Raw genomic sequence first — 18,447 nt, 5'->3', positions numbered from 1 at the left:
TCCCCTGTCAGTCGCCCCCGAACGCCTCCAGGATCCGCTCGGCCGCCAGCGTGGCCGTCAGCTCGCCGTCCCTGACCCGCTGTTCGAGGTCCGGCGCGAGGGCGCGGACGCCGGGGTGGGTGCGCAGCCGGTCGAGGAGTTCGTCGCGGACCATCGACCAGGTCCAGTCGACCTGCTGGTCCCGCCGCCTGGCGGCGAGCCGGCCCGTGGAGTCGAGGAGCGCGCGGTGCTGCTCCAGGCGCTCCCACACGACGTCCAGGCCGGTCGACTCACGGGCGCTGCAGCTCAGCACCGGCGGCGTCCAGACCGCGTCCCTGCCGTGCATCAGCCGCAGCGCGCCCGCCAGCTCACGGGCCGCCGTACGCGCGTCGCGCTCGTGCGGGCCGTCCGCCTTGTTGACGGCGAGCACGTCGGCCAGCTCCAGGACGCCCTTCTTGATGCCCTGGAGCTGGTCGCCGGTGCGGGCGAGGGTGAGCAGGAGGAAGGAGTCGACCATGTTCGCGACGGCCGTCTCGGACTGGCCGACGCCGACGGTCTCCACCAGCACCACGTCGTGGCCAGCCGCCTCCATCACCACGATCGACTCCCGGGTGGCTTTGGCGACCCCGCCGAGCGTCCCGGCGGTGGGGGAGGGCCGGACGAAGGCCGCCGGGTCGACGGCCAGGCGCTCCATCCGGGTCTTGTCGCCGAGGATCGAGCCACCGGTACGGCTCGACGACGGGTCCACCGCCAGTACCGCCACCCGGTGCCCGAGCGAGGTCAGCATCGTGCCGAACGCGTCGATGAACGTCGACTTGCCGACGCCCGGCACCCCGCTGACCCCGATCCGCCGCGCCCGGCCGCTGTGCGGCAGCAGCTCGGTCAGCAACTTCTGGGCCAGAGCGCGGTGCTGGGGCCGGGTGGACTCGACGAGGGTGATGGCGCGGGCGACGACCGCGCGCTTCCCGCCGAGCACCCCCTCGACATAGGCGCCGACATCGATCACAGGTCGTGCCCGAGGTCGTGCGACAACCTCTCCACCAGGTCGTACGCCGCGTCCGGGATCACCGTCCCGGGCGGGAACACGGCCGCCGCGCCCATCTCCAGCAGCGTGGGCACGTCCTGCGGCGGGATCACCCCGCCGACCACGATGATGATGTCCGCGCGCCCCTCCTCGGCCAGCTGCTCCTTCAGCGCCGGGACGAGGGTGAGGTGGCCGGCCGCCAGCGAGGACACGCCGACGATGTGCACGTCCGCCTCGACGGCCTGCCGGGCCACCTCGGCCGGGGTCTGGAACAGCGGGCCGACGTCCACGTCGAAGCCGAGGTCGGCGAAGGCGGTCGCGATCACCTTCTGGCCCCGGTCGTGGCCGTCCTGGCCCATCTTGGCGACCAGGATGCGCGGGCGGCGGCCCTCGGCCTCGGCGAAGGACTCCACCAGGCTCCGCGTGCGCTCCACGTTCGGGGACTCGCCTGCTTCGTTGCGGTACACGCCGGAGATCGTACGGATCTGGCTCGCGTGCCGGCCGTACACCTTCTCCAGGGCGTCGGAGATCTCGCCGACCGTGGCCTTGGCGCGGGCCGCGCGCACCGCCAGCTCCAGCAGGTTGCCCTCGCCGCCGGCGGCCCGGGTGAGCGCGTCCAGCGAGTCCTGGCACTCCCGCTCGTCGCGGTCCGCACGCAGCCGGCGCAGCTTCTCGATCTGCTGGGCGCGGACCGAGGAGTTGTCGACCTTGAGGACGTCGATCTGCTCGTCGGTCTCGACCCGGTACTTGTTGACGCCGACGACCGGCTGGCGCCCCGAGTCGATCCGGGCCTGGGTGCGGGCCGCCGCCTCCTCCACGCGCATCTTGGGGATGCCCGCGTCGATGGCCTGGGCCATGCCGCCCGCCTGCTCGACCTCCTGGATGTGCTGCCAGGCCCGGCGGGCGAGGTCGTACGTCAGCTTCTCGACGTAGGCGCTGCCGCCCCAGGGGTCGATGACCCGGGTGGTGCCCGACTCCTGCTGGATGAGGAGCTGGGTGTTGCGGGCGATGCGCGCGGAGAAGTCGGTGGGCAGCGCCAGGGCCTCGTCGAGGGCGTTGGTGTGCAGCGACTGGGTGTGGCCCTGGGTGGCGGCCATCGCCTCCACACAGGTCCGCGTCACGTTGTTGAAGACGTCCTGCGCGGTCAGCGACCACCCGGAGGTCTGCGAATGGGTGCGCAGCGAGAGGGACTTGGCGTTCTGCGGGTCGAACTGCCGCACCAGTTTCGCCCACAGCAGGCGGGCCGCGCGCAGCTTGGCGACCTCCATGAAGAAGTTCATGCCGATCGCCCAGAAGAAGGACAGCCGGGGCGCGAACGCGTCCACGTCCAGGCCGGCCTCGCGGCCCGCCCGGATGTACTCCACGCCGTCCGCGAGGGTGTACGCCAGCTCCAGGTCGGCCGTCGCACCCGCCTCCTGGATGTGGTAGCCGGAGATGGAGATGGAGTTGTAGCGCGGCATCCTCTGCGAGGTGAAGGCGAAGATGTCGGAGATGATCCGCATCGACGGCTTCGGCGGGTAGATGTAGGTGTTGCGGACCATGAACTCCTTGAGGATGTCGTTCTGGATGGTCCCCGCCAGCTTCTCGGCCGGCACCCCCTGCTCCTCGGCCGCCACGATGTAGAGCGCGAGCACGGGCAGCACCGCGCCGTTCATCGTCATCGACACGGTCATCCGGTCCAGCGGGATGCCGTCGAAGAGCTGCCGCATGTCGAGGATCGAGTCGATCGCCACGCCCGCCATGCCGACGTCACCCGTCACCCGCGGGTGGTCGCTGTCGTAGCCGCGGTGGGTCGGCAGGTCGAAGGCGACCGACAGGCCCTTCTGGCCGGCCGCCAGGTTGCGCCGGTAGAAGGCGTTGGACTCCTCGGCGGTGGAGAAGCCCGCGTACTGCCGGATGGTCCACGGCTGGTTCACGTACATCGTCGGGTACGGGCCGCGCAGATACGGCGCCATGCCGGGGTAGGTGCCCAGGAAGTCCAGGCCCTCCAGGTCCTGCCCGGTGTACAGCGGCTTGACCGGGATGCCCTCCGGGGTCTCCCACAGCAGGTCGTCACCGCCCGCCGCGTGCTTCACCGCCGTGCGCCACTCGTCGGCACCGCCGCCGACGGCCGGGGAACCCAGCTCGATCCCGGAGAAGTCGGGGACGGAGGGGACGGTCATCAGGACACTCCCATGCGGTCGAGGGCCGCGGACAGCACGGCCGCGGCGTCGCAGCCCGCGAAGACGAAGGCGTCGACATCGGTGTACGGCCCGGGGCGGCCGGCGAGGAACACGTGCGCGGCGCCGGCGGCCTTCAGCTCGGCCGCCTCGGCAGCGGCGCGCTCCTCGTAGAGCGCGTCGCTGGAGCACAGGCAGACCTCGGTGGCGCCGCTCTCCTCGAACGTGCCCTCGGTGACGGGTTCGATGCCGCCCGCCTGGAAGAGGTTGGCGGCGAAGGTCGTCCGGGCGGTGTGTGCGGCGGCGGGGCCGAGCGAGGCCAGGTAGAGGCGCGGGCGGGAGCCCGTCGCGGCGAGATGGGCGTCCGAGCGGGCGCGCAGCGCCTCGAACGCCTCGTCGCGGCTGACGCGCGGGAGACCGCCGGACGGCGGCTCGGGCGCCGGCTCGCGGACGACCGGCTTCTCGGCCAGATGGGGGAACTCGCTGACACCGGTGACCGGTTCGCGCCGCTTCGCGAGCTTCACGCTGCGGGCCGCCCAGGTCTCGGCGAGGCGCTCCCGTACGGCGCCGGAGCGCAGGGCCGCCGCCTGGCCGCCCCCGCGCTCGATCTCCTGGAAGAACTCCCAGCCCGCGTGGGCCAGTTCGTCCGTGAGCCGTTCCACGTACCAGGAGCCGCCCGCCGGGTCGATCACCCGGGCGAGGTGGGACTCCTCCACGAGGATGGTCGAGGTGTTGCGCGCGATGCGCCGGGCGAACGCGTCCGGCAGCCCGAGCGCGTGGTCGAAGGGCAGCACGGTGACGGAGTCGGCGCCGCCCGCCCCGGCGGCCAGCGTGGCGATGGTCGTGCGCAGCATGTTCACCCACGGGTCGCGGCGCGTCATCATCACCGGCGAGGTCACCGCGTGCTGGAGCTGCGCCCCGGCCGCCGGCGCCCCGCACACCTCGGCCACCCGGGCCCAGAGCCGCCGCGCCGCCCGCAGCTTGGCGATGGTCAGGAACTGGTCGGCGGTGGCCGCGTACCGGAACTCCAGCTGCGAACACGCCTGTTCGACGCCCAGCCCGGCCCCGGTCAGCTCCCGCAGATACGCGACACCGGTGGCCAGCGAGGCACCCAGCTCCTGGGCGGCCGAGCCACCGGCCTCGTGGTAGGGCAGCGCGTCCACGGTCAGCGCCCGCAGCCCCGGGTACTCCTCGGCGCACCGGCGGGCGAGACCGGCCACGGGGGCGAAGTCGTACGCCTGTCCGGTGCGGGCCTCGTGGCCCAGGGGGTCCGCGCCCAGGTTGCCGCGCGCCGCCTGCCCGGCGACGCCCCGCTCGGCGTACAGGCGCAGCAGTTCACCGGCCGCGGACTCCGTCTCGGCGCCCGCGTCCAGGACGACCGGCGCGAGGTCGAGATACACGCCGTCCAGGACCCGGCCGAGCGAGGACACCGGCAGACCGGCCGCGCCGAGGACCAGCCACAGGGAGCTGACGCCGTTCTCCAGGTCGGCGAGGACCGCGCCGCCGTCCGCGGCCGTGTGCCGCTGGCGTACGTCCCAGCCGCCGACGGTGTTGCCCGCGGCCCGGCCTCCTCGTACGAAGGGCGGGAAACCGGGGAGACCGGACGGGGGCGCGGTGTCGTGCGCGGTGTAGAGAGGGCGGGTGCGCAGCCCGTCCTCCAGCGCGGTGGACAGGGCTTCCTCGGCCTGAGCGCCCTCGACGTCCTTGCCCGACTTGCGCAGCACGCCCGCAACGAGGCGTTGCCACTGCTCGTGGGTTGCGTCAGGGAACTCGCCGGCCAGCTCAAGCCCGTCGTCAGGCAGGACCGTCATGCTCGGATGCTAGGCCAGAGGCGCAAAGGAGCAGCAGGGGGCACGGCTGTGACCTTGCCCTCCCCGGGGTGACCTTGAAATCGGGCCGGTTACCTGCCGGTCACTTACGGGCCGGGGATGAACGTCGCGGGGCGGTCCGCCGTACCTCGTGCCACGCGGCCCGTGCGCCCCCGACGGCACGGTCACCGGGCCGCCCGAGGACAGGAGCGACCCATGGCCGAGAAGTACTTCACCGTGTCCGGAATGAGCTGCGGCCACTGCGCCACGAGTGTCACCGAGGAGGTCGCCGCGGTGCCCGGCGTCACCGGCGTCGACGTCGACATCCGCGCCGGCCTGGTGACCGTGCGCGGGGAGGCGGCCGAGGACGCGGCCGTACGCGCGGCGATCGTCGAGGCGGGCTACGAGGTCGCCGAGGTCGTACGGCGGGCCGCGGCCTGAGCCGGAAAGCCGGAAGGAAAGCCGGAAGGAAAGGCATCCGAACATTGCCGGAATCCGGCAATGCACCGGCCCCCGGGCCCGTGTGACGATCCTTCCGAGCCGGAGACCGGCGGCGGGACGGGAGGGGGACGGCGCGTATGGCCTGGTTCTACGGACTCGGCATCACGGGGGTGGCGCTGCTCGTCCTGTCGCTGGTCTTCGACGGGGTGCTCGACGGCGCGTTCGACGGAGCGCCGGGCGGTGTCCTGGACGGATGGCTGTCGTTGCCGGTCGTCGCCGGATTCCTGTCGGCGACCGGGTTCGGCGGGGTCCTCGCGGCCGAACTGCTGGGTGCGGGACCGGTGGTCGCCACCGGATGCGGTGCGGTCGTGGGGGCCGCCGCGGCCTGGTCGACGTACCGCTTCGGCCGGGCCCTGGCGGGCGACCGGACGGCCGTCGCGCCACGGGGTGCCGATCTGGTGGGCACCTCGGGGCGGGTGGTGACCGCCATTCCCGCCGACGGGTTCGGTGAGGTGCTGGTCCGTCTCGCGGGGCAGCCGGTGAAACTCGCCGCGCGCAGCGGGGGGCCGGTCGCGCGGGGGGCCGAGGTGTGGGTGGAGGCGGCGCCGACGGCGACGTCGGTTCTGGTGCGTCCCGTGGAGCGCTGAGCGGCCTCCGCCCCCGCCTCCTCTTCTGCGCCCTTCGTGTCACCCACCGGCGTTCCGCGTCACTCCTCTCTGCACCCTTTCCGGCTCTTTCTCGGCTTTTCCTGTTCTTTTCTTTCCTCTTTGTGATTCGGGGGCGTTCTTCATGAGTCCAGTTCTTTTCGCGGTGGTGGGAGTCGTCGTACTCCTGGTCCTGCTGGCCCTGGTCGTGGTCACCCGCTACAAGGTCGCGGGGCCCAGCGAGGCGTTCATCGTCACCGGCCGGCGCGGCAAGCAGGCCACCGATCCGGAGACCGGGCGGGTGTTCACCGACAACAGCGGCCAGAAGGTCGTGGTCGGCGGCGGGGTGTTCGTCGTGCCGTTCGTGCAGCAGCGGTTCACCCTGGACCTGTCGTCGCGGCACATCCCGGTGGCCGTGCGCGGCGCGGTCACCCTGCGCGGGATCAAGGCGAACCTCGAAGGGGTCGCCATCGTCAAGGTCGGCGGCACCGAGGACTCGATCCGGGCCGCCGCCCAGCGGTTCCTGATGCAGCAGGACGGCATCGTGGGCTTCACCCAGGAGGTGCTGTCGGGCGCGCTGCGGGCCATCGTCGGCCGGATGTCCGTGGAGGACGTCATCCGCGACCGGGCCGCGTTCGCCGGCCAGGTCGCCGAGGAGGCGGAGGCCAGTCTCTCCGGGCAGGGCCTGGTGCTGGACGCCTTCCAGATCCAGGACATCACCACCGAGGGCTCCTACCTGGAGGACCTCGGCCGGCCGGAGGCCGCGCGCGCCAAGCAGGAGGCCGACATCGCCGAGGCCGTGGCCCGGCGCGCCGCCGAGCAGGCCCGGCTGAAGGCGGAGGAGGAGATCGCGGTGGCCCAGCGGACCTTCTACCTCAAGCAGGCCGAGATCAAGGCCGAGACCGACTCCGCGGAGGCGCAGGCGAACGCGGCGGGACCGCTCGCCGAGGCGGCCCGGCAGCAGGACATCCTCACCCAGCAGGAGAAGGTCGCCGAGCGGCAGGCCGCCCTGAAGGACCGTCAGCTCGACACCGAGGTCCGCAAGCCCGCCGACGCCCAGCGGTACGCCGCCGAACAGGAGGCCGAGGCCCGGCGGGTCGCCCGGGTGAAGCAGGCCGAGGCCGAGCGGCTGGCCGAGATCGCGGCCGCCCAGGCGGAGGCGGAGCGGGCGCGGCTGACCGGTGAGGGCGAGAAGCAGCGGCGGACCGCGCTGGCCGAGGCCGAGGCCGTCGAGGGCCTCCGGCAGGGTGAGTCCGAGCGGGCGCGGCGGGCGGCGATCGCGGAGGCGGTACGGCTGGAGGGCGAGGCGGAGGCCGCGGCGATCGGCGCGAAGGGCGCGGCCGAGGCCGAGGCGATGCGGCAGAAGGCGGACGCCTTCGGACGGTACGGCGACGCGGCGGTGCTGCAGATGCTCGTCGAGGTGCTGCCCCAGGTCGTCGCCAAGGCGTCCGAACCGCTCGCCGCCGTGGAGAAGATGACCGTCATCTCCACCGACGGTGCCGCCCGCATCCCGCGCGCGGTCGCCGACAACGTCGCCCAGGGGCTCGAACTGCTCGGCTCCACCACGGGTGTCGACCTCGCGGAACTCCTGAAGGGGATCACCCGGGACAAGGCGTCGGCGCGGGCCGGTGACAACGGCAAGGTCGAGATCGGCGAGTGACGGGATGAGCACGAGGCAAAGGGAAATGGGCAGCGCTTTACCTATTGTGTGATTTTACCTTTTCGTAGTGCGCTAGAATCCTTTACCAAGCGCTTACGCTCCGCTGAGCGCTGATTTGCTCATTCGTTCGAGTGTGGGTCGGCGGCACGCCGACCCCGTGTGGGGGAGGCGTGACATGGGGCGAATCATCCGCGTGCGCGTCCTGAACGCCGCTCGCGACGCCGTACCCGATACCGGCCGCGCCGCGGGTCCGAGCGACCGCCGCGCGCGCTGACACCCCCACCGCCGTAGAGAAGTCCGTCGACCGCCCGACGCCGTCGGGCGGTCGACGCCTCGTCATGTGCGCGATCGATCGCTCCCGGGGCGGCACCCGCATGCCCGTACGCCACAGCCGACCCAGTCCGGCCGGCGCGCCGGCCCTGCGGCCACGGCCCTGACCGCCCGCGCCCTTCGCGTCCCCGCGTCCGCACACGCACTCGACAACGAACCCGTCGACGCACCGGACATCGAACCCGACACCGCACCCGACACCGCACCCGACACCGCACTCGAACCAGGCACAGACGCCGTCACCGCACCCGTCAACGGAGGACAGACGCCCGTGCACGACACCACCGCCATGCTCGTCGAACTCGGGGCGATCATTCTCGCCCTGGGGCTGCTGGGCCGCCTCGCCGGCCGGGTGGGCTTCTCACCCATACCGCTCTATCTGCTCGCCGGGCTCGCCTTCGGCCAGGGCGGCATCCTTCCCCTGCAGGCCAGCGAGGAGTTCGTCGCCACCGGCGCCGAGATCGGCGTCATCCTCCTGCTGCTCCTGCTCGGCCTGGAGTACAGCGCCTCGGAACTCGTCACCAACCTCAAGACCCAGTACCCCTCCGGCGCGGTCGACTTCGTCCTCAACGCCGCCCCCGGCGCCGCCATGGCGCTGCTGCTCGGCTGGGGCCCGGTCGCCGCCGTCGCACTGGCCGGCGTCACCTGGATCTCCTCCTCCGGCGTCATCGCGAAGGTCCTCGGCGACCTGCGCCGCCTCGGCAACCGCGAGACCCCGGTCGTGCTCGGCGTCCTCGTCCTCGAAGACCTCTCCATGGCCGTGTACCTGCCGATCCTGACCGCCCTGCTCGCCGGGGTGAGCCTGGCGGGCGGCGCCCTCACCCTCCTGATCGCCCTGGGCACGGTCGGGGCCGTCCTCTACGTCGCCCTGCGCCACGGCCGGCTGATCAGCCGTGCCGTCTCCTCCGAGAGCGCCGAGATGCTCCTCCTGGTCGTCCTCGGCCTCACGCTCGTCGTCGCCGGGGTCGCCCAGCACCTCCAGGTCTCGGCGGCCGTGGGCGCGTTCCTGGTCGGCATCGCGCTGTCCGGTGAGGTCGCCGAGGGCGCCAGCAGCATCCTCAGCCCGCTGCGGGACCTGTTCGCCGCGGTCTTCTTCGTCTTCTTCGGCCTGCACACCGACCCCGCCGCCATCCCTCCCGTCCTCCTCCCGGCCCTCGCGCTGGCCGCCGTCACCACGCTCACGAAGATCGCCACCGGCTACTGGGCGGCCCGCCGCGCCGGGATCTCCGCCAAGGGCCGCTGGCGGGCGGGCGGAACGCTGGTCGCCCGGGGCGAGTTCTCCATCGTCATCGCCGGCCTCGCCGTCGGCGTCGAGCCCCGCGTCGGTCCCCTCGCGACCGCGTACGTTCTCATCCTGGTGGTGCTCGGCCCCCTCACCGCCCGCTGGACCGAACCCCTGGCCACCCGGCTCAGCACGCTCGTCCGCCGCGGGCCGGCCGAGGACCGGCGGGCGCCGGCGACTCGGCCCGAACCCGACCCCGAGCCCACGGCCGAGGCGGTCCACGCGAACGTCTGACCCACCGCGTGCCACGGTTCACGGGGGCTCGCCGTGCCACGGGCGAGGGCGGGACATCGCCCTCGGGCCTCGAACCGAACGGGGAGGACAGGAATCATGAACGGTCACCACGGGAACCTCGCAGGAGTCGACCGCCCGGACGTGACCGGCCGGGGCGGCGGCGTCCGGACCTCGGCCGGTGACGGCGGAGCCGTCGCCGGTGAGGACTTCCTCGACGGCTTCGAGCGGGTCCTCGCGGACGCCGCGCCAACAGGCCGCCGTCTGACCCGCGACGAGATCGAGTCGCGGCGGGCGCTCGGCGCGCGGGCGGCCGAGGCCGGGCACGGCTGGCGTTCCCTGGTACGGGCGCACCTCGTGGCCGGCCGCGAGAACTGGCCGCGCGCGGCCGACCCGGACAGCGTCCTCGCCGTCATCGAGCAGGCCGTGGACGCCTTCGCCGACGGCTACGAGCGAGCCCAGCGGCTCGTGGTCCGCAAGGAGGAGGCCGCCCGCCGCGAGTTCATCGACGACCTGCTCCACGGCCGCGGCGACCAGGGCCAACTCGCGGCCCGGTCCGAGCGGTTCGGGCTGCGCCTGTCGCGCGCGCACGCGGTCGCCGTCGCCGAGGGGCCCGAGAAGTACGACGAGACCGACCCCGTCCCCCGGCAGGTGGCGAGCGACCTGTTCGCCCGCTTCGAGAACCGTCGCATCCTGTTCACCACCAAGGACGGCCGGATGGTGTGCATCGCGCCGGGCGACCAGGACGACGTCCTCACCCACTTCGCCAAACGCTCCTACGCCGCCACCGGCCGGGCCCAGGTCGCCATCGGCCGCTCCCGGTCCGGCACGGTCGGGATCGGCCACAGCTACGAGGAAGCGCTCAACGCCCTGGACGTGGCGCAGCGCATGGGCCTGGAGGAGCCCTTGCTCCGCGCCGCCGACCTGCTGGTCTTTCCCGTCCTCGCCCGCGACCGGCAGGCCCTCCTCGACCTGGTCAGCAGCACGCTCGGCCCTCTGGAGCAGGCCCGCGGCGGCGCGCGGCCCCTGCTCGACACCCTCACGGCCTACTTCGACACCGGGTGCGTGGCCGCCTCGGCCGCCCGCCGCCTCTCCCTCAGCGTGCGCGCCCTCACCTACCGGCTGGCCCGCGTCCACACGCTCACCGGCGCGGACCCGGCCGACCCCGCCGACCGCTACACCCTCCAGACGGCGGTCATCGGCGCCCGCCTCCTGGACTGGCCGACCAGACCCCTGAGCTCCAGGGAGACGACGCCCTAGCGGGGGTTCGGCCCTTCCGGCCCCCGCCGGCCGGGCGCCGCCCACGACCGGTGCGGCACGGTGAGTCGGGAGCCTCCGGGGGACAGGCGGAGTTCCGGGTGCCGGGGCCGGTCCCCGGCGCGGCAGCCGCCGGTCTACCTGCCGACCCCTCCGCGCTGGAGCTGGAGCCGGCCAGGTAACCGAGGGAGGTGTTCTTCACCGACGCCGACCATGTGGCCACCGATCAGGCGCCGACAGCTCGGCGATGCGCGGGCTGGTCAGCGAGTACCACGATCACCTGCCCGGCCGCGTCCGGCGCCGCGTCATCGGTCGACCTCCTTACATGTACGCGTACTTGAGCGCGAGCCCGCCGCAGTGCGGTCGGCGCGCGGCTCCCGCGAGCAACCGGCGTGTCGATCGGCGGGGACACCGTCGGATCGGAGGCCGCCGGCCCGAACACCGCGGACTCGGCCCGCAGCATGTACACGTCTGCCAGGCAGTCTCCGCCCGGCGCGACCGGGAGCGCCACGTCCAGGAGGCCTCTGCCCGGATCATGTACCGGGCGGGCCGCGGCTTGCGCCGGCAGGCGTGAGAGATCCCATGTCACGGGGCCGCGGAACGACTTGGCCGTGCCCTGCGATACCGGAGAGGTCGAGAGCAGCACGGCCCTGGCGACGATGACATCGGAAAGAACGGCGCAAAACCACGCCTGCAGCGCCCTTCTCGCAAATTCCCCTCATTCCTGGGATGTCTGAGAGGCGGATCAGCGTGATATCTCTACGGATGCGCCGACGAGGCCGCGTTGGGCCACAGTGCGAGAACCCCCTCACGCCGTTCTGCCAGTACGTCAGGCGGCCGTCGGGCCGTCGGCCGGCACGACGGCAGCGGTGTTGTCACGAACGGCGGTCATCCCCGCTGATTTCGGCACTCACGCACAGTAGGAGGACGTCTGCATGAGAAGACCTTGGATTCTTCCCCTGGTCGCGCTTGTCACCGCCGCGCTCGGGATGACGGCGGCAGGTGTGGCCCCGGCCTCAGCCGCCTCCGACACGCCCCTGCGGGTCATGCCGTTGGGTGACTCGATCACCTGGGGGGTGGGAAGCAGCACGGGCAACGGCTATCGGGGGCCGCTGTGGAACGAGCTCGCGGCGGACGGCCATCCGCTGGACTTCGTGGGTTCGGTGCGGAGCGGTTCGATGTCCGACCCCGACAACGAGGGCCACCCCGGATACAAGATCCACCAGGTCGCCGCATTCACCGACGCTTCCCTGACCCGCTACCGGCCCAACGTCGTGACGCTGCATCTGGGCACCAACGACCTCAACGAGAGCTATCAGGTCTCCACCGCCGCCGACCGGCTGCGGTCGCTGGTCGACCAGATCACCGCGGCCGCCCCCGACGCGACCGTCCTCGTGGCCTCCCTGGTCGTGTCCACCAGTGGCTCGGAGGAGCAGTACAGGGCCGCGTACAACCAGGCCGTCCCCCGGATCGTGAGCGACGCGCAGGCCGCGGGCAAGAAGGTCGCCTACGTCGACATGAGCAGCCTCACCACGGCCGACCTGGATGACACCCTGCATCCCAACGACTCGGGCTACCGGAAGATGGCAGACGCCTTCCACCGTGGTGTCCGGTCCGCGGACAGCGCCGGTTGGCTGAGGAGCCCCGCCCCCGCCCCGGCCCGGGTGCAGTCCGGTATCGCCGGCAAGTGCATGGACGTCAAGGGCGCCGGCACCGCCGACGGGACCGCCGTCCAGACGTGGAGCTGCGGCGGCAGTGCCAACCAGCTGTGGTCCGCCTACACCGACGGCACCCTGCGCTCCATGGGCAAGTGCCTCGACGCCGCCGGCCGGGGCACCGCGAACGGAACCAAGGTGCAGCTCTGGTCCTGTCACGGCGGCGCCAACCAGGTCTGGCAGCCCTACAACGGCGGCTACCGCAATCCCGCCTCCGGCCGCTGCCTCGACGTTCCGGGCGCCTCCACGGCCGACGGCTCGCAGCTCGTGCTGTGGGACTGCAACGGCGGCTCCCACCAGAAGTGGACCCCTCTGACCCCCGGATGACGCCTGCTCCCGGGGCGGGGGTGCAGGTCATCGACCCGGCCGGGGACACAGACCCCTGCAGGATCGTCAAGCCTGTCCCGCCTCCTGTCCACGCTTCCCGCCAACGAGACGCACAGACACGGAACTTGAAGCCGCCCGGTTTCAGAATGCGATATTTCCGGCTCGCGAGTCATGCGAGAGGTATTGACGCCGATCTCCGGTTTCTCCCATCATCCACCTGATCGACACTTCGACCCATGTTCGACATGACGAACGATCTGGGTCGCAGCACACCGAGAACCGCACAGGCCCCGACGGGGCCGGCCAGAGCCGCACAAGCAAGAATCACGAGGTCCTCATGTACAGACTGAGCTTGAGCCGCAGACGCCCGTCTGCGGTGCTCACCGCCGCGATTGCGGCTCTGACCGCGTTGGCGGCGATACTCGTCGCCAGCCCGGCTCAGGCGGCCACCACCAGCGCCGTGCGCGGTGTCGCTTCCGGCCGGTGTCTCGATGTGTCGGGCGCCGGCCAGACCGAGGGTACGAACGTGCAGATCTGGGACTGCCACGGCGGGACCAACCAGCAGTGGACGCTGACGGACGGCAACCAGCTGACGGTGTACGGCAACAAGTGCCTCGACGTTCCCGGCCACGCCACCGCAGCCGGTATCCGGCCGGTGATCTGGTCCTGCAACGGCGGTACGAACCAGCAGTGGCGGGTGAACGCCGACGGCACGGTCGTCGCCGTGGAGTCCGGGCTGTGCCTGGACGTGTCGGGCTTCGGTACGGCCAACGGCACAGCGGTGCAGCTGTGGAACTGCACCGGCGCCGACAACCAGAAGTGGACCGGCCTGTCCGGCGCGACCAACTCGTGTCCTCTGCCGTCGACGTACCGGTGGACCTCGACAGGTCCGTTGGCGCAGCCGGCGAACGGGTGGTATTCGCTGAAGGACTTCACCACCGTGACGTACAACGGCAAGCACCTGGTCTACGCGACCAACGCCACGGCGGACGGATGGCGTTCGATGATGGTCAGTCCCTTCACGAACTGGTCCGACATGGCCTCGGCCGGCCAGACCCAGACGAGCCAGCTCGCGGTGGCGCCCAGACTGTTCTACTTCGCGCCCAAGAACATCTGGGTGCTGATCTCCAACGGGTGGGGCACCAACTGGCCCTTCGCCTACCGCACGTCCAGCGACCCCACCAACCCCAACGGCTGGTCCGCGCCTCAGGCGCTGTTCACCGGCAGCCTCCCCGCCGGCTCCAAGGGCTCCCTGATCGACCCGACCATCATCGGCGACGGCCAGAACATGGTCCTGTTCTTCGCCGATGACGCGGGCAGCATCTACAAGTCGACCATGCCGATCGGGAACTTCCCGAGCAGCTTCGGCTCGTCGTACACGACGGTCATGAAGGACACGGAGGACAAGCTGTTCGAGGCGGTGGAGGTCTACAAGGTCCAGGGCCAGAACCAGTACCTCATGATCGTCGAGGCAAAGGGTAACAACGGGCGCTACTTCCGCTCGTTCACCGCCTCCAGCCTGAACGGTCCGTGGACCGAGCAGGCCGGCAGCGAGAGCAGCCCCTTCGCGGGCAAGGCCAACAGCGGCGCCACCTGGACCAACGACATCAGCCACGGTGACCTGGTCCGCAACAACCCCGACCAGACCATGACCATCGACCCCTGCAACCTGCAGTTCCTCTACCAGGGCAGGGACCCCAACGCGAACGACCCCGACTACCTGAAACTGCCGTACCGGCCGGGCCTGCTCACCCTGCAGCGCTGACCCGCCCGATCCACGCTGATCGCGATGCGATGCGGTCCGCCGACGCGTAGCCGAGCGGTCTACGACGACGGCGACTCGACCCGCTGACCGATACCCGGCGTTGAGAGGAACCCCAGCCGTGCGTCGGCCGGGGTTCCTCCCTCTCGTGGACGGGCCGCACGCGCACCACAACCACACCATGGGCCTTCGGCGGTCGACGGGGGTGCGGGAGCCTCGATGTCGGATGACTGACGCTCGGCGGATGCCTTGCGATCGTAGGTTCTGGCGACCGACGCCGACTCTGCGGGCGCCGGCGGCAATGAGCCGGGGGTGCCCGCCAAGACCTGGCCGCCGTACAGCGAGCGGCCGTCGCGCGTGCCCGGCAAGCCCTTGGCCGCATGGGACCGAACTCCCGTACACAGGAAGCAAGTTGCGGCGGACGCCTACACTCGCCCCATGAGGCAGCAACCACCCCCGCCACCTCTCACCGAGGCCGAGACAGCCGAGGCCGAGCGGGAACTGGGTGTGTCCCTTCCCGCGGAATACCGGGACCACCTGCGTGAGGTGAGCGCCGGTGGAGCACTGGCCCGGCTCGAGCGGACCGAACGCGGCTGGTGGTGGGCCGGGAACGACGAGGCGAGGCGGGCTCTGTCGGCCGTGCCCTTTCCGCACCCCGACTCCTACGACGAGGCAGACGACCAGTTGGCCGCGCGGGAGCCGCAGGCCGAGGCGTTCGAGGACGAGGCGGCGTACGCCGACGCATGGCGTGCCTGGGACGACGAGGCCGGCGAGTTCGAGGACATGAAGACCGCCGGTGCCGTGGTCGTCCAGGAACACGGGTGCGGCTTCTCCACCCTGCCGGCGGTGACCGGCCCGCTGGCGGGCACGGTGTGGTGGGACGGGCGCGCGACCTGCGACCGGATCGTGCCGTTGTCCCTGGACCATCTCGGCGCGGCCCGACCGGTCCGGTTCGCGGAGTGGCTGCGGCACGGTTCGTGGGCCCTGCTGCCACCGGACTGGCCGCGCCACCCATCGACCCCCGTCGCCCCCGGTCGGCGGCTCAATTGCGGGTGAGCGACGAAAGGCACCTCTGCGCTTCCTCCGGACGCACTGCCCTGGCGGCCGCCCTCAAGCTCACTCACTTCTCACGAGGGGGACACCGATGACCGCTTCACCGAGAGACAGAGACCGGTCGGCTTCCGTACGGTGTTGGGGGGCCGGTCTGTTGGCGACCGTCTCCGCAGCCGCCCTGCTGTCGGTGCTGTCGCCTCATTCCGCTCGGGCGGCAGAGGACACCACCCGGTCGGCTTCGGCTTCCTCGGTCTCGTCGGCGGATGACGCGCTGGCACGCCGCTACGCACCCCGGATCTGGCTCCAGCAGGACGAGTCCTACTTCCCGGCAGCTGTCGAGCCGTTCCTGGCCAACACCCACCTCGAGACCCGTACGGACAACGGCAACCCCCACCAGCAGTTCCTCGTGACCAACCAGGCGCTGGGCTGCGACTCCTGCACGAATCCCCCGTTCCTGGCCGGACAGCGCCCCGGTCAGACCGCGGTGCCGGCCTACGCGGAGGTCGTACACCGCACCGACAACGGCAACCCGACCAACATCACCGACATCAACTACTGGACGTTCTTCCCGTACAACAACGGCAAGCGGGTCTGCGTCGGATGGTTCTCCCGCTGGGGCTGTGTCGGGGGCTACTCCACGTTCGGCAACCACGTCGGCGACTGGGAGCACGTCACCGTCCGCTTCGTGGACGACATGCCGCACCGGGTCTCCATGGGCCAGCACGATGGTGGACAGACCTTCCCGTACGGCGGCTCCGAGGTCGCTCTGGCCGGCGATCAGCCGGTGGTCTACGCGGCGCAGGGATCCCACGGCATGTACCCCGACGCGCGACGCCACACCTACCGCAATCTGCCCAACGGCGACACCCTCAACGACGACACCGGCGCAGGCACGCTCTGGGACACCCGGCAGGCACTCAAGGTGTTCGCCTGGCAGCCCGTGGGCAGCTACACCGGCGAATGGGCCTGGCTGAACTACACCGGCCGCTGGGGCAACCCGAAGTCCGGCTGCTTCTTCTCCGAGGCCCTCAGCGGGGAATGCGTACTGAACAACGGCCCTGAGGGTCCGCCCAGGAAGTCCCTGTTCGACCCGCACATGCAGCCCCTGGACGGCGAGGCGCCGACCCGGACGTGGGGGTGAGCCGGTTGATCGAAGGCACCGTCGGTGCGGACGGTGTCGTGCCCTTCATCTCCCAAGGGCACGACACTCCTGCCGCTCAGATGTCCCGGAAGAGACCAGTGAGCGCGGTGACCTGCGACGTTGTGCGGTCGTAGGTCGCTGACCTGCACGAATGGGCTTTCGGATGTTTCACGCTCGTACTCGTTGATGTAGCCGGAAGTCCCAGAAAAGTCCCAGGGAACTCCCGCTGCCCTCAGTCAATCTTTCGGCTCTATGCAGGGGGAGTCGGCGCGGTGTGGGCTGCTGTTGGTGCATTGGCGATCCGCCCTGCACGAACGGCATCGCGCGCTTGTTGAACGGCCCGCGCCTGGTGAAGATGCTGACCGGCGATCGACGAGGCACTCGGCGACGTCCCCGTCTCGGAACCGACCATCGCCCTCGCCGCACAGGCCGGCGTCGAGCACCGCGGTGGGCTGGGTCGGCGCTGAGCAGCCACCGCAGGTCAGGAACAGGATGCCCGTACCCCGTCCGCGAGCAAACCGCCTGCTCGGCAGGGTCATCGCACCTCCGCCGGCCTACTCGCGGAATGTCAGAGACCCAGCCGGGCCACCATCTCCGCGTCGGCGAAAGCGCATGCGGCCTTCTGTGCCTCCTGCGTGGCGAGCATCATTTCAGCGATCGACGTGCACTGCTCCGCTCCCTCGACATTGAGCGGCGGAGCAGTTGAGAGCCGGATCTGGCTCTGCGGGTCGCGTGGGTGATGACGCCGGTCCAGCGCCATCGGGCGGTGAAGCGGAGCCAGTGGCCGCGGAGAACAGGCCCAGGCGGAGCTTCTTCGGTTCCCACCGTGAGGTTCCCTCGGGATGCGGAGGATGGTGACAGAGGGTCAGATGGTTCTCATGAGAGGAAAATCGACCATGGCCGCCCCGAGGAAGCACTCCAAGACCACGGAGTTGGAGCGGCTCCGCGGTTGTCAACTGGGTGGGGCCGACGGGGTGTTGAAGGTCGGGTGCGATCCAGTCGGGTTCGAGGCTAGCGATTTCACATGCGCGCCAGGTGCTGAGAGGGGCGGTGCGCAAAAGTTGCAGCGTGCGGTCGCTTCGCCCGTCGGCGCCCGGGTTGGCGGACGAGTGCACGGTGACTTTGATGCTGGTGATCCTGGAGGTACCCAGAACTTGTGCCTGGTCAGGCGGCGCGGCATAGCGGGAGATCGGACCTTGACGCGACGTGGGTTGACGCGGGCCCGGCGGGGCGGGAGCAGATCGTGCAGCAGGGCCGATGCGATGTGCCCCGGCCCGGCCTCGGGCAGCGCATCGGCCGCGGCGATGAGTTGGTCCTTGGCGGTCTCCAGGGCGATGGTGAAAGACGTGCGGTCTGGATCGGTGCCAGGGAGCGTCTCGACGGCCTCGACCATCGCCCGGCGCAGCGCCTGGTAGACGGTCAGGTGAGCCCAGAGCTCCTGCTGGATCCCGGTTGCGTCCTGGGAGCGCAGCACCAGACCACATTGCAAGGTTTGCCGGAGCGAGTAGAACGCCGACTCGATCTCCCATCGCTCGTGACAGAGCTCGGACTGGAGCTTGCTTGCAACGGCCGAAGACTTGGCGCCGCTCCTCGGGAGATGACAAGGCGACTCAGCGGACCGCCACCGTGCTGAG

At 71.2% G+C, this 18,447-nt stretch carries 13 protein-coding genes and 2 pseudogenes; 9 read left to right on the top strand and 6 right to left on the bottom strand.

Annotated features, from left to right (window positions below; all coding sequences use genetic code 11):
- Window positions 1-7: 7 nt before the first annotated feature.
- From meaB to SCAB_RS10885, 3 genes are read right to left on the bottom strand one after another with little or no spacing between them, the layout of a single operon-like run.
- The gene (meaB, locus tag SCAB_RS10895) at window positions 8-985 is read right to left on the bottom strand and encodes a methylmalonyl Co-A mutase-associated GTPase MeaB (RefSeq protein ID WP_013000117.1); all 978 of its coding nucleotides are present in this window, start codon (window positions 983-985) and stop codon (window positions 8-10) included.
- Window positions 982-3,165 (bottom strand): methylmalonyl-CoA mutase, encoded by a 2,184-nt coding sequence (gene scpA / locus SCAB_RS10890; RefSeq protein ID WP_013000116.1) that lies wholly within the window; start codon window positions 3,163-3,165, stop codon window positions 982-984. The genes meaB and scpA overlap by 4 nt, the downstream gene beginning before the upstream one ends.
- Window positions 3,165-4,973 carry a methylmalonyl-CoA mutase subunit beta gene (locus tag SCAB_RS10885; protein WP_013000115.1) on the bottom strand — a complete coding sequence of 603 codons (1,809 nt, stop codon included), beginning with the start codon at window positions 4,971-4,973 and terminating at the stop codon, window positions 3,165-3,167. Before SCAB_RS10885 ends, scpA begins: the two co-directional genes overlap by 1 nt.
- Window positions 4,974-5,186: 213 nt before the next feature.
- Here SCAB_RS10885 and SCAB_RS10880 point away from each other — a divergent pair, with 213 nt between their 5' ends.
- The 5 genes from SCAB_RS10880 (at window position 5,187) to SCAB_RS10860 (ending at window position 10,818) form a co-directional block, all read left to right on the top strand.
- Window positions 5,187-5,411 (top strand): heavy-metal-associated domain-containing protein, encoded by a 225-nt coding sequence (locus SCAB_RS10880; RefSeq protein WP_013000114.1) that lies wholly within the window; start codon window positions 5,187-5,189, stop codon window positions 5,409-5,411.
- Between the two features lie 137 nt (window positions 5,412-5,548).
- Window positions 5,549-6,058, top strand: coding sequence for a hypothetical protein (locus SCAB_RS10875; protein WP_013000113.1), 510 nt, complete (start codon window positions 5,549-5,551; stop codon window positions 6,056-6,058).
- Between the two features lie 142 nt (window positions 6,059-6,200).
- Window positions 6,201-7,715 (top strand): flotillin family protein, encoded by a 1,515-nt coding sequence (locus SCAB_RS10870; RefSeq protein ID WP_013000112.1) that lies wholly within the window; start codon window positions 6,201-6,203, stop codon window positions 7,713-7,715.
- Window positions 7,716-8,316: 601 nt separating this feature from the next.
- A complete protein-coding gene (locus tag SCAB_RS10865; protein WP_013000111.1) occupies window positions 8,317-9,561 on the top strand; it encodes a cation:proton antiporter in 1,245 nt (414 codons plus the stop codon).
- Between the two features lie 96 nt (window positions 9,562-9,657).
- Window positions 9,658-10,818, top strand: coding sequence for a PucR family transcriptional regulator (locus SCAB_RS10860; RefSeq protein ID WP_013000110.1), 1,161 nt, complete (start codon window positions 9,658-9,660; stop codon window positions 10,816-10,818).
- 262 nt (window positions 10,819-11,080) lie between these two features.
- On the opposite strand, the pseudogene SCAB_RS49385 reads toward SCAB_RS10860, so the two are convergent.
- Window positions 11,081-11,362, bottom strand: a pseudogene (locus SCAB_RS49385) (IS1380 family transposase); the annotation flags it as partial.
- A gap of 388 nt (window positions 11,363-11,750) precedes the next feature.
- On the opposite strand from SCAB_RS49385, the gene SCAB_RS10855 reads away from it, so the two are divergent.
- The 4 genes from SCAB_RS10855 to SCAB_RS10840 all read left to right on the top strand — a co-directional run bounded on the left by SCAB_RS10855 (window position 11,751) and on the right by SCAB_RS10840 (window position 16,813).
- Complete coding sequence (locus SCAB_RS10855; RefSeq protein ID WP_013000108.1) at window positions 11,751-12,857, top strand: ricin-type beta-trefoil lectin domain protein; 1,107 nt, start codon at window positions 11,751-11,753, stop codon at window positions 12,855-12,857.
- Window positions 12,858-13,194: 337 nt separating this feature from the next.
- On the top strand, window positions 13,195-14,622 hold the full coding sequence (locus SCAB_RS10850; RefSeq protein WP_013000106.1) for a non-reducing end alpha-L-arabinofuranosidase family hydrolase: 1,428 nt from the start codon (window positions 13,195-13,197) through the stop codon (window positions 14,620-14,622).
- A gap of 435 nt (window positions 14,623-15,057) precedes the next feature.
- A complete protein-coding gene (locus SCAB_RS10845) occupies window positions 15,058-15,675 on the top strand; it encodes an SMI1/KNR4 family protein (protein ID WP_063649838.1) in 618 nt (205 codons plus the stop codon).
- A gap of 151 nt (window positions 15,676-15,826) precedes the next feature.
- Window positions 15,827-16,813 carry a Vps62-related protein gene (locus tag SCAB_RS10840; protein WP_013000104.1) on the top strand — a complete coding sequence of 329 codons (987 nt, stop codon included), beginning with the start codon at window positions 15,827-15,829 and terminating at the stop codon, window positions 16,811-16,813.
- A gap of 568 nt (window positions 16,814-17,381) precedes the next feature.
- Here SCAB_RS10840 and SCAB_RS47535 read toward each other — a convergent pair.
- Both SCAB_RS47535 and SCAB_RS44670 read right to left on the bottom strand, forming a co-directional pair.
- Window positions 17,382-17,573, bottom strand: coding sequence for a hypothetical protein (locus SCAB_RS47535; protein ID WP_013000103.1), 192 nt, complete (start codon window positions 17,571-17,573; stop codon window positions 17,382-17,384).
- Window positions 17,574-17,754: 181 nt separating this feature from the next.
- Window positions 17,755-18,359 (bottom strand): annotated as a pseudogene (locus SCAB_RS44670) (IS4-like element ISSav1 family transposase); the annotation flags it as partial.
- Window positions 18,360-18,447: the final 88 nt, after the last annotated feature.

It is taken from the genome of Streptomyces scabiei 87.22, assembly GCF_000091305.1.
GTDB lineage: Bacteria > Actinomycetota > Actinomycetes > Streptomycetales > Streptomycetaceae > Streptomyces > Streptomyces scabiei.
The sequence above is the reverse complement of the archived record's forward strand: the minus strand, read 5'-3'. Positions and strand labels throughout refer to the sequence as shown.

Coding starts and splice junctions, on each gene's coding strand:
- SCAB_RS10875 (WP_013000113.1), top strand. CDS start 5,549: ATGGCCTGGTTCTACGGACTCGGCATCACGGGGGTGGCGCTGCTCGTC.
- SCAB_RS10850 (WP_013000106.1), top strand. CDS start 13,195: ATGTACAGACTGAGCTTGAGCCGCAGACGCCCGTCTGCGGTGCTCACC.
- SCAB_RS10845 (WP_063649838.1), top strand. CDS start 15,058: ATGAGGCAGCAACCACCCCCGCCACCTCTCACCGAGGCCGAGACAGCC.
- SCAB_RS10880 (WP_013000114.1), top strand. CDS start 5,187: ATGGCCGAGAAGTACTTCACCGTGTCCGGAATGAGCTGCGGCCACTGC.
- scpA (WP_013000116.1), bottom strand. CDS start 3,165: ATGACCGTCCCCTCCGTCCCCGACTTCTCCGGGATCGAGCTGGGTTCC.
- SCAB_RS10870 (WP_013000112.1), top strand. CDS start 6,201: ATGAGTCCAGTTCTTTTCGCGGTGGTGGGAGTCGTCGTACTCCTGGTC.
- SCAB_RS10860 (WP_013000110.1), top strand. CDS start 9,658: ATGAACGGTCACCACGGGAACCTCGCAGGAGTCGACCGCCCGGACGTG.
- SCAB_RS10885 (WP_013000115.1), bottom strand. CDS start 4,973: ATGACGGTCCTGCCTGACGACGGGCTTGAGCTGGCCGGCGAGTTCCCT.
- SCAB_RS10855 (WP_013000108.1), top strand. CDS start 11,751: ATGAGAAGACCTTGGATTCTTCCCCTGGTCGCGCTTGTCACCGCCGCG.
- SCAB_RS47535 (WP_013000103.1), bottom strand. CDS start 17,573: ATGGCGCTGGACCGGCGTCATCACCCACGCGACCCGCAGAGCCAGATC.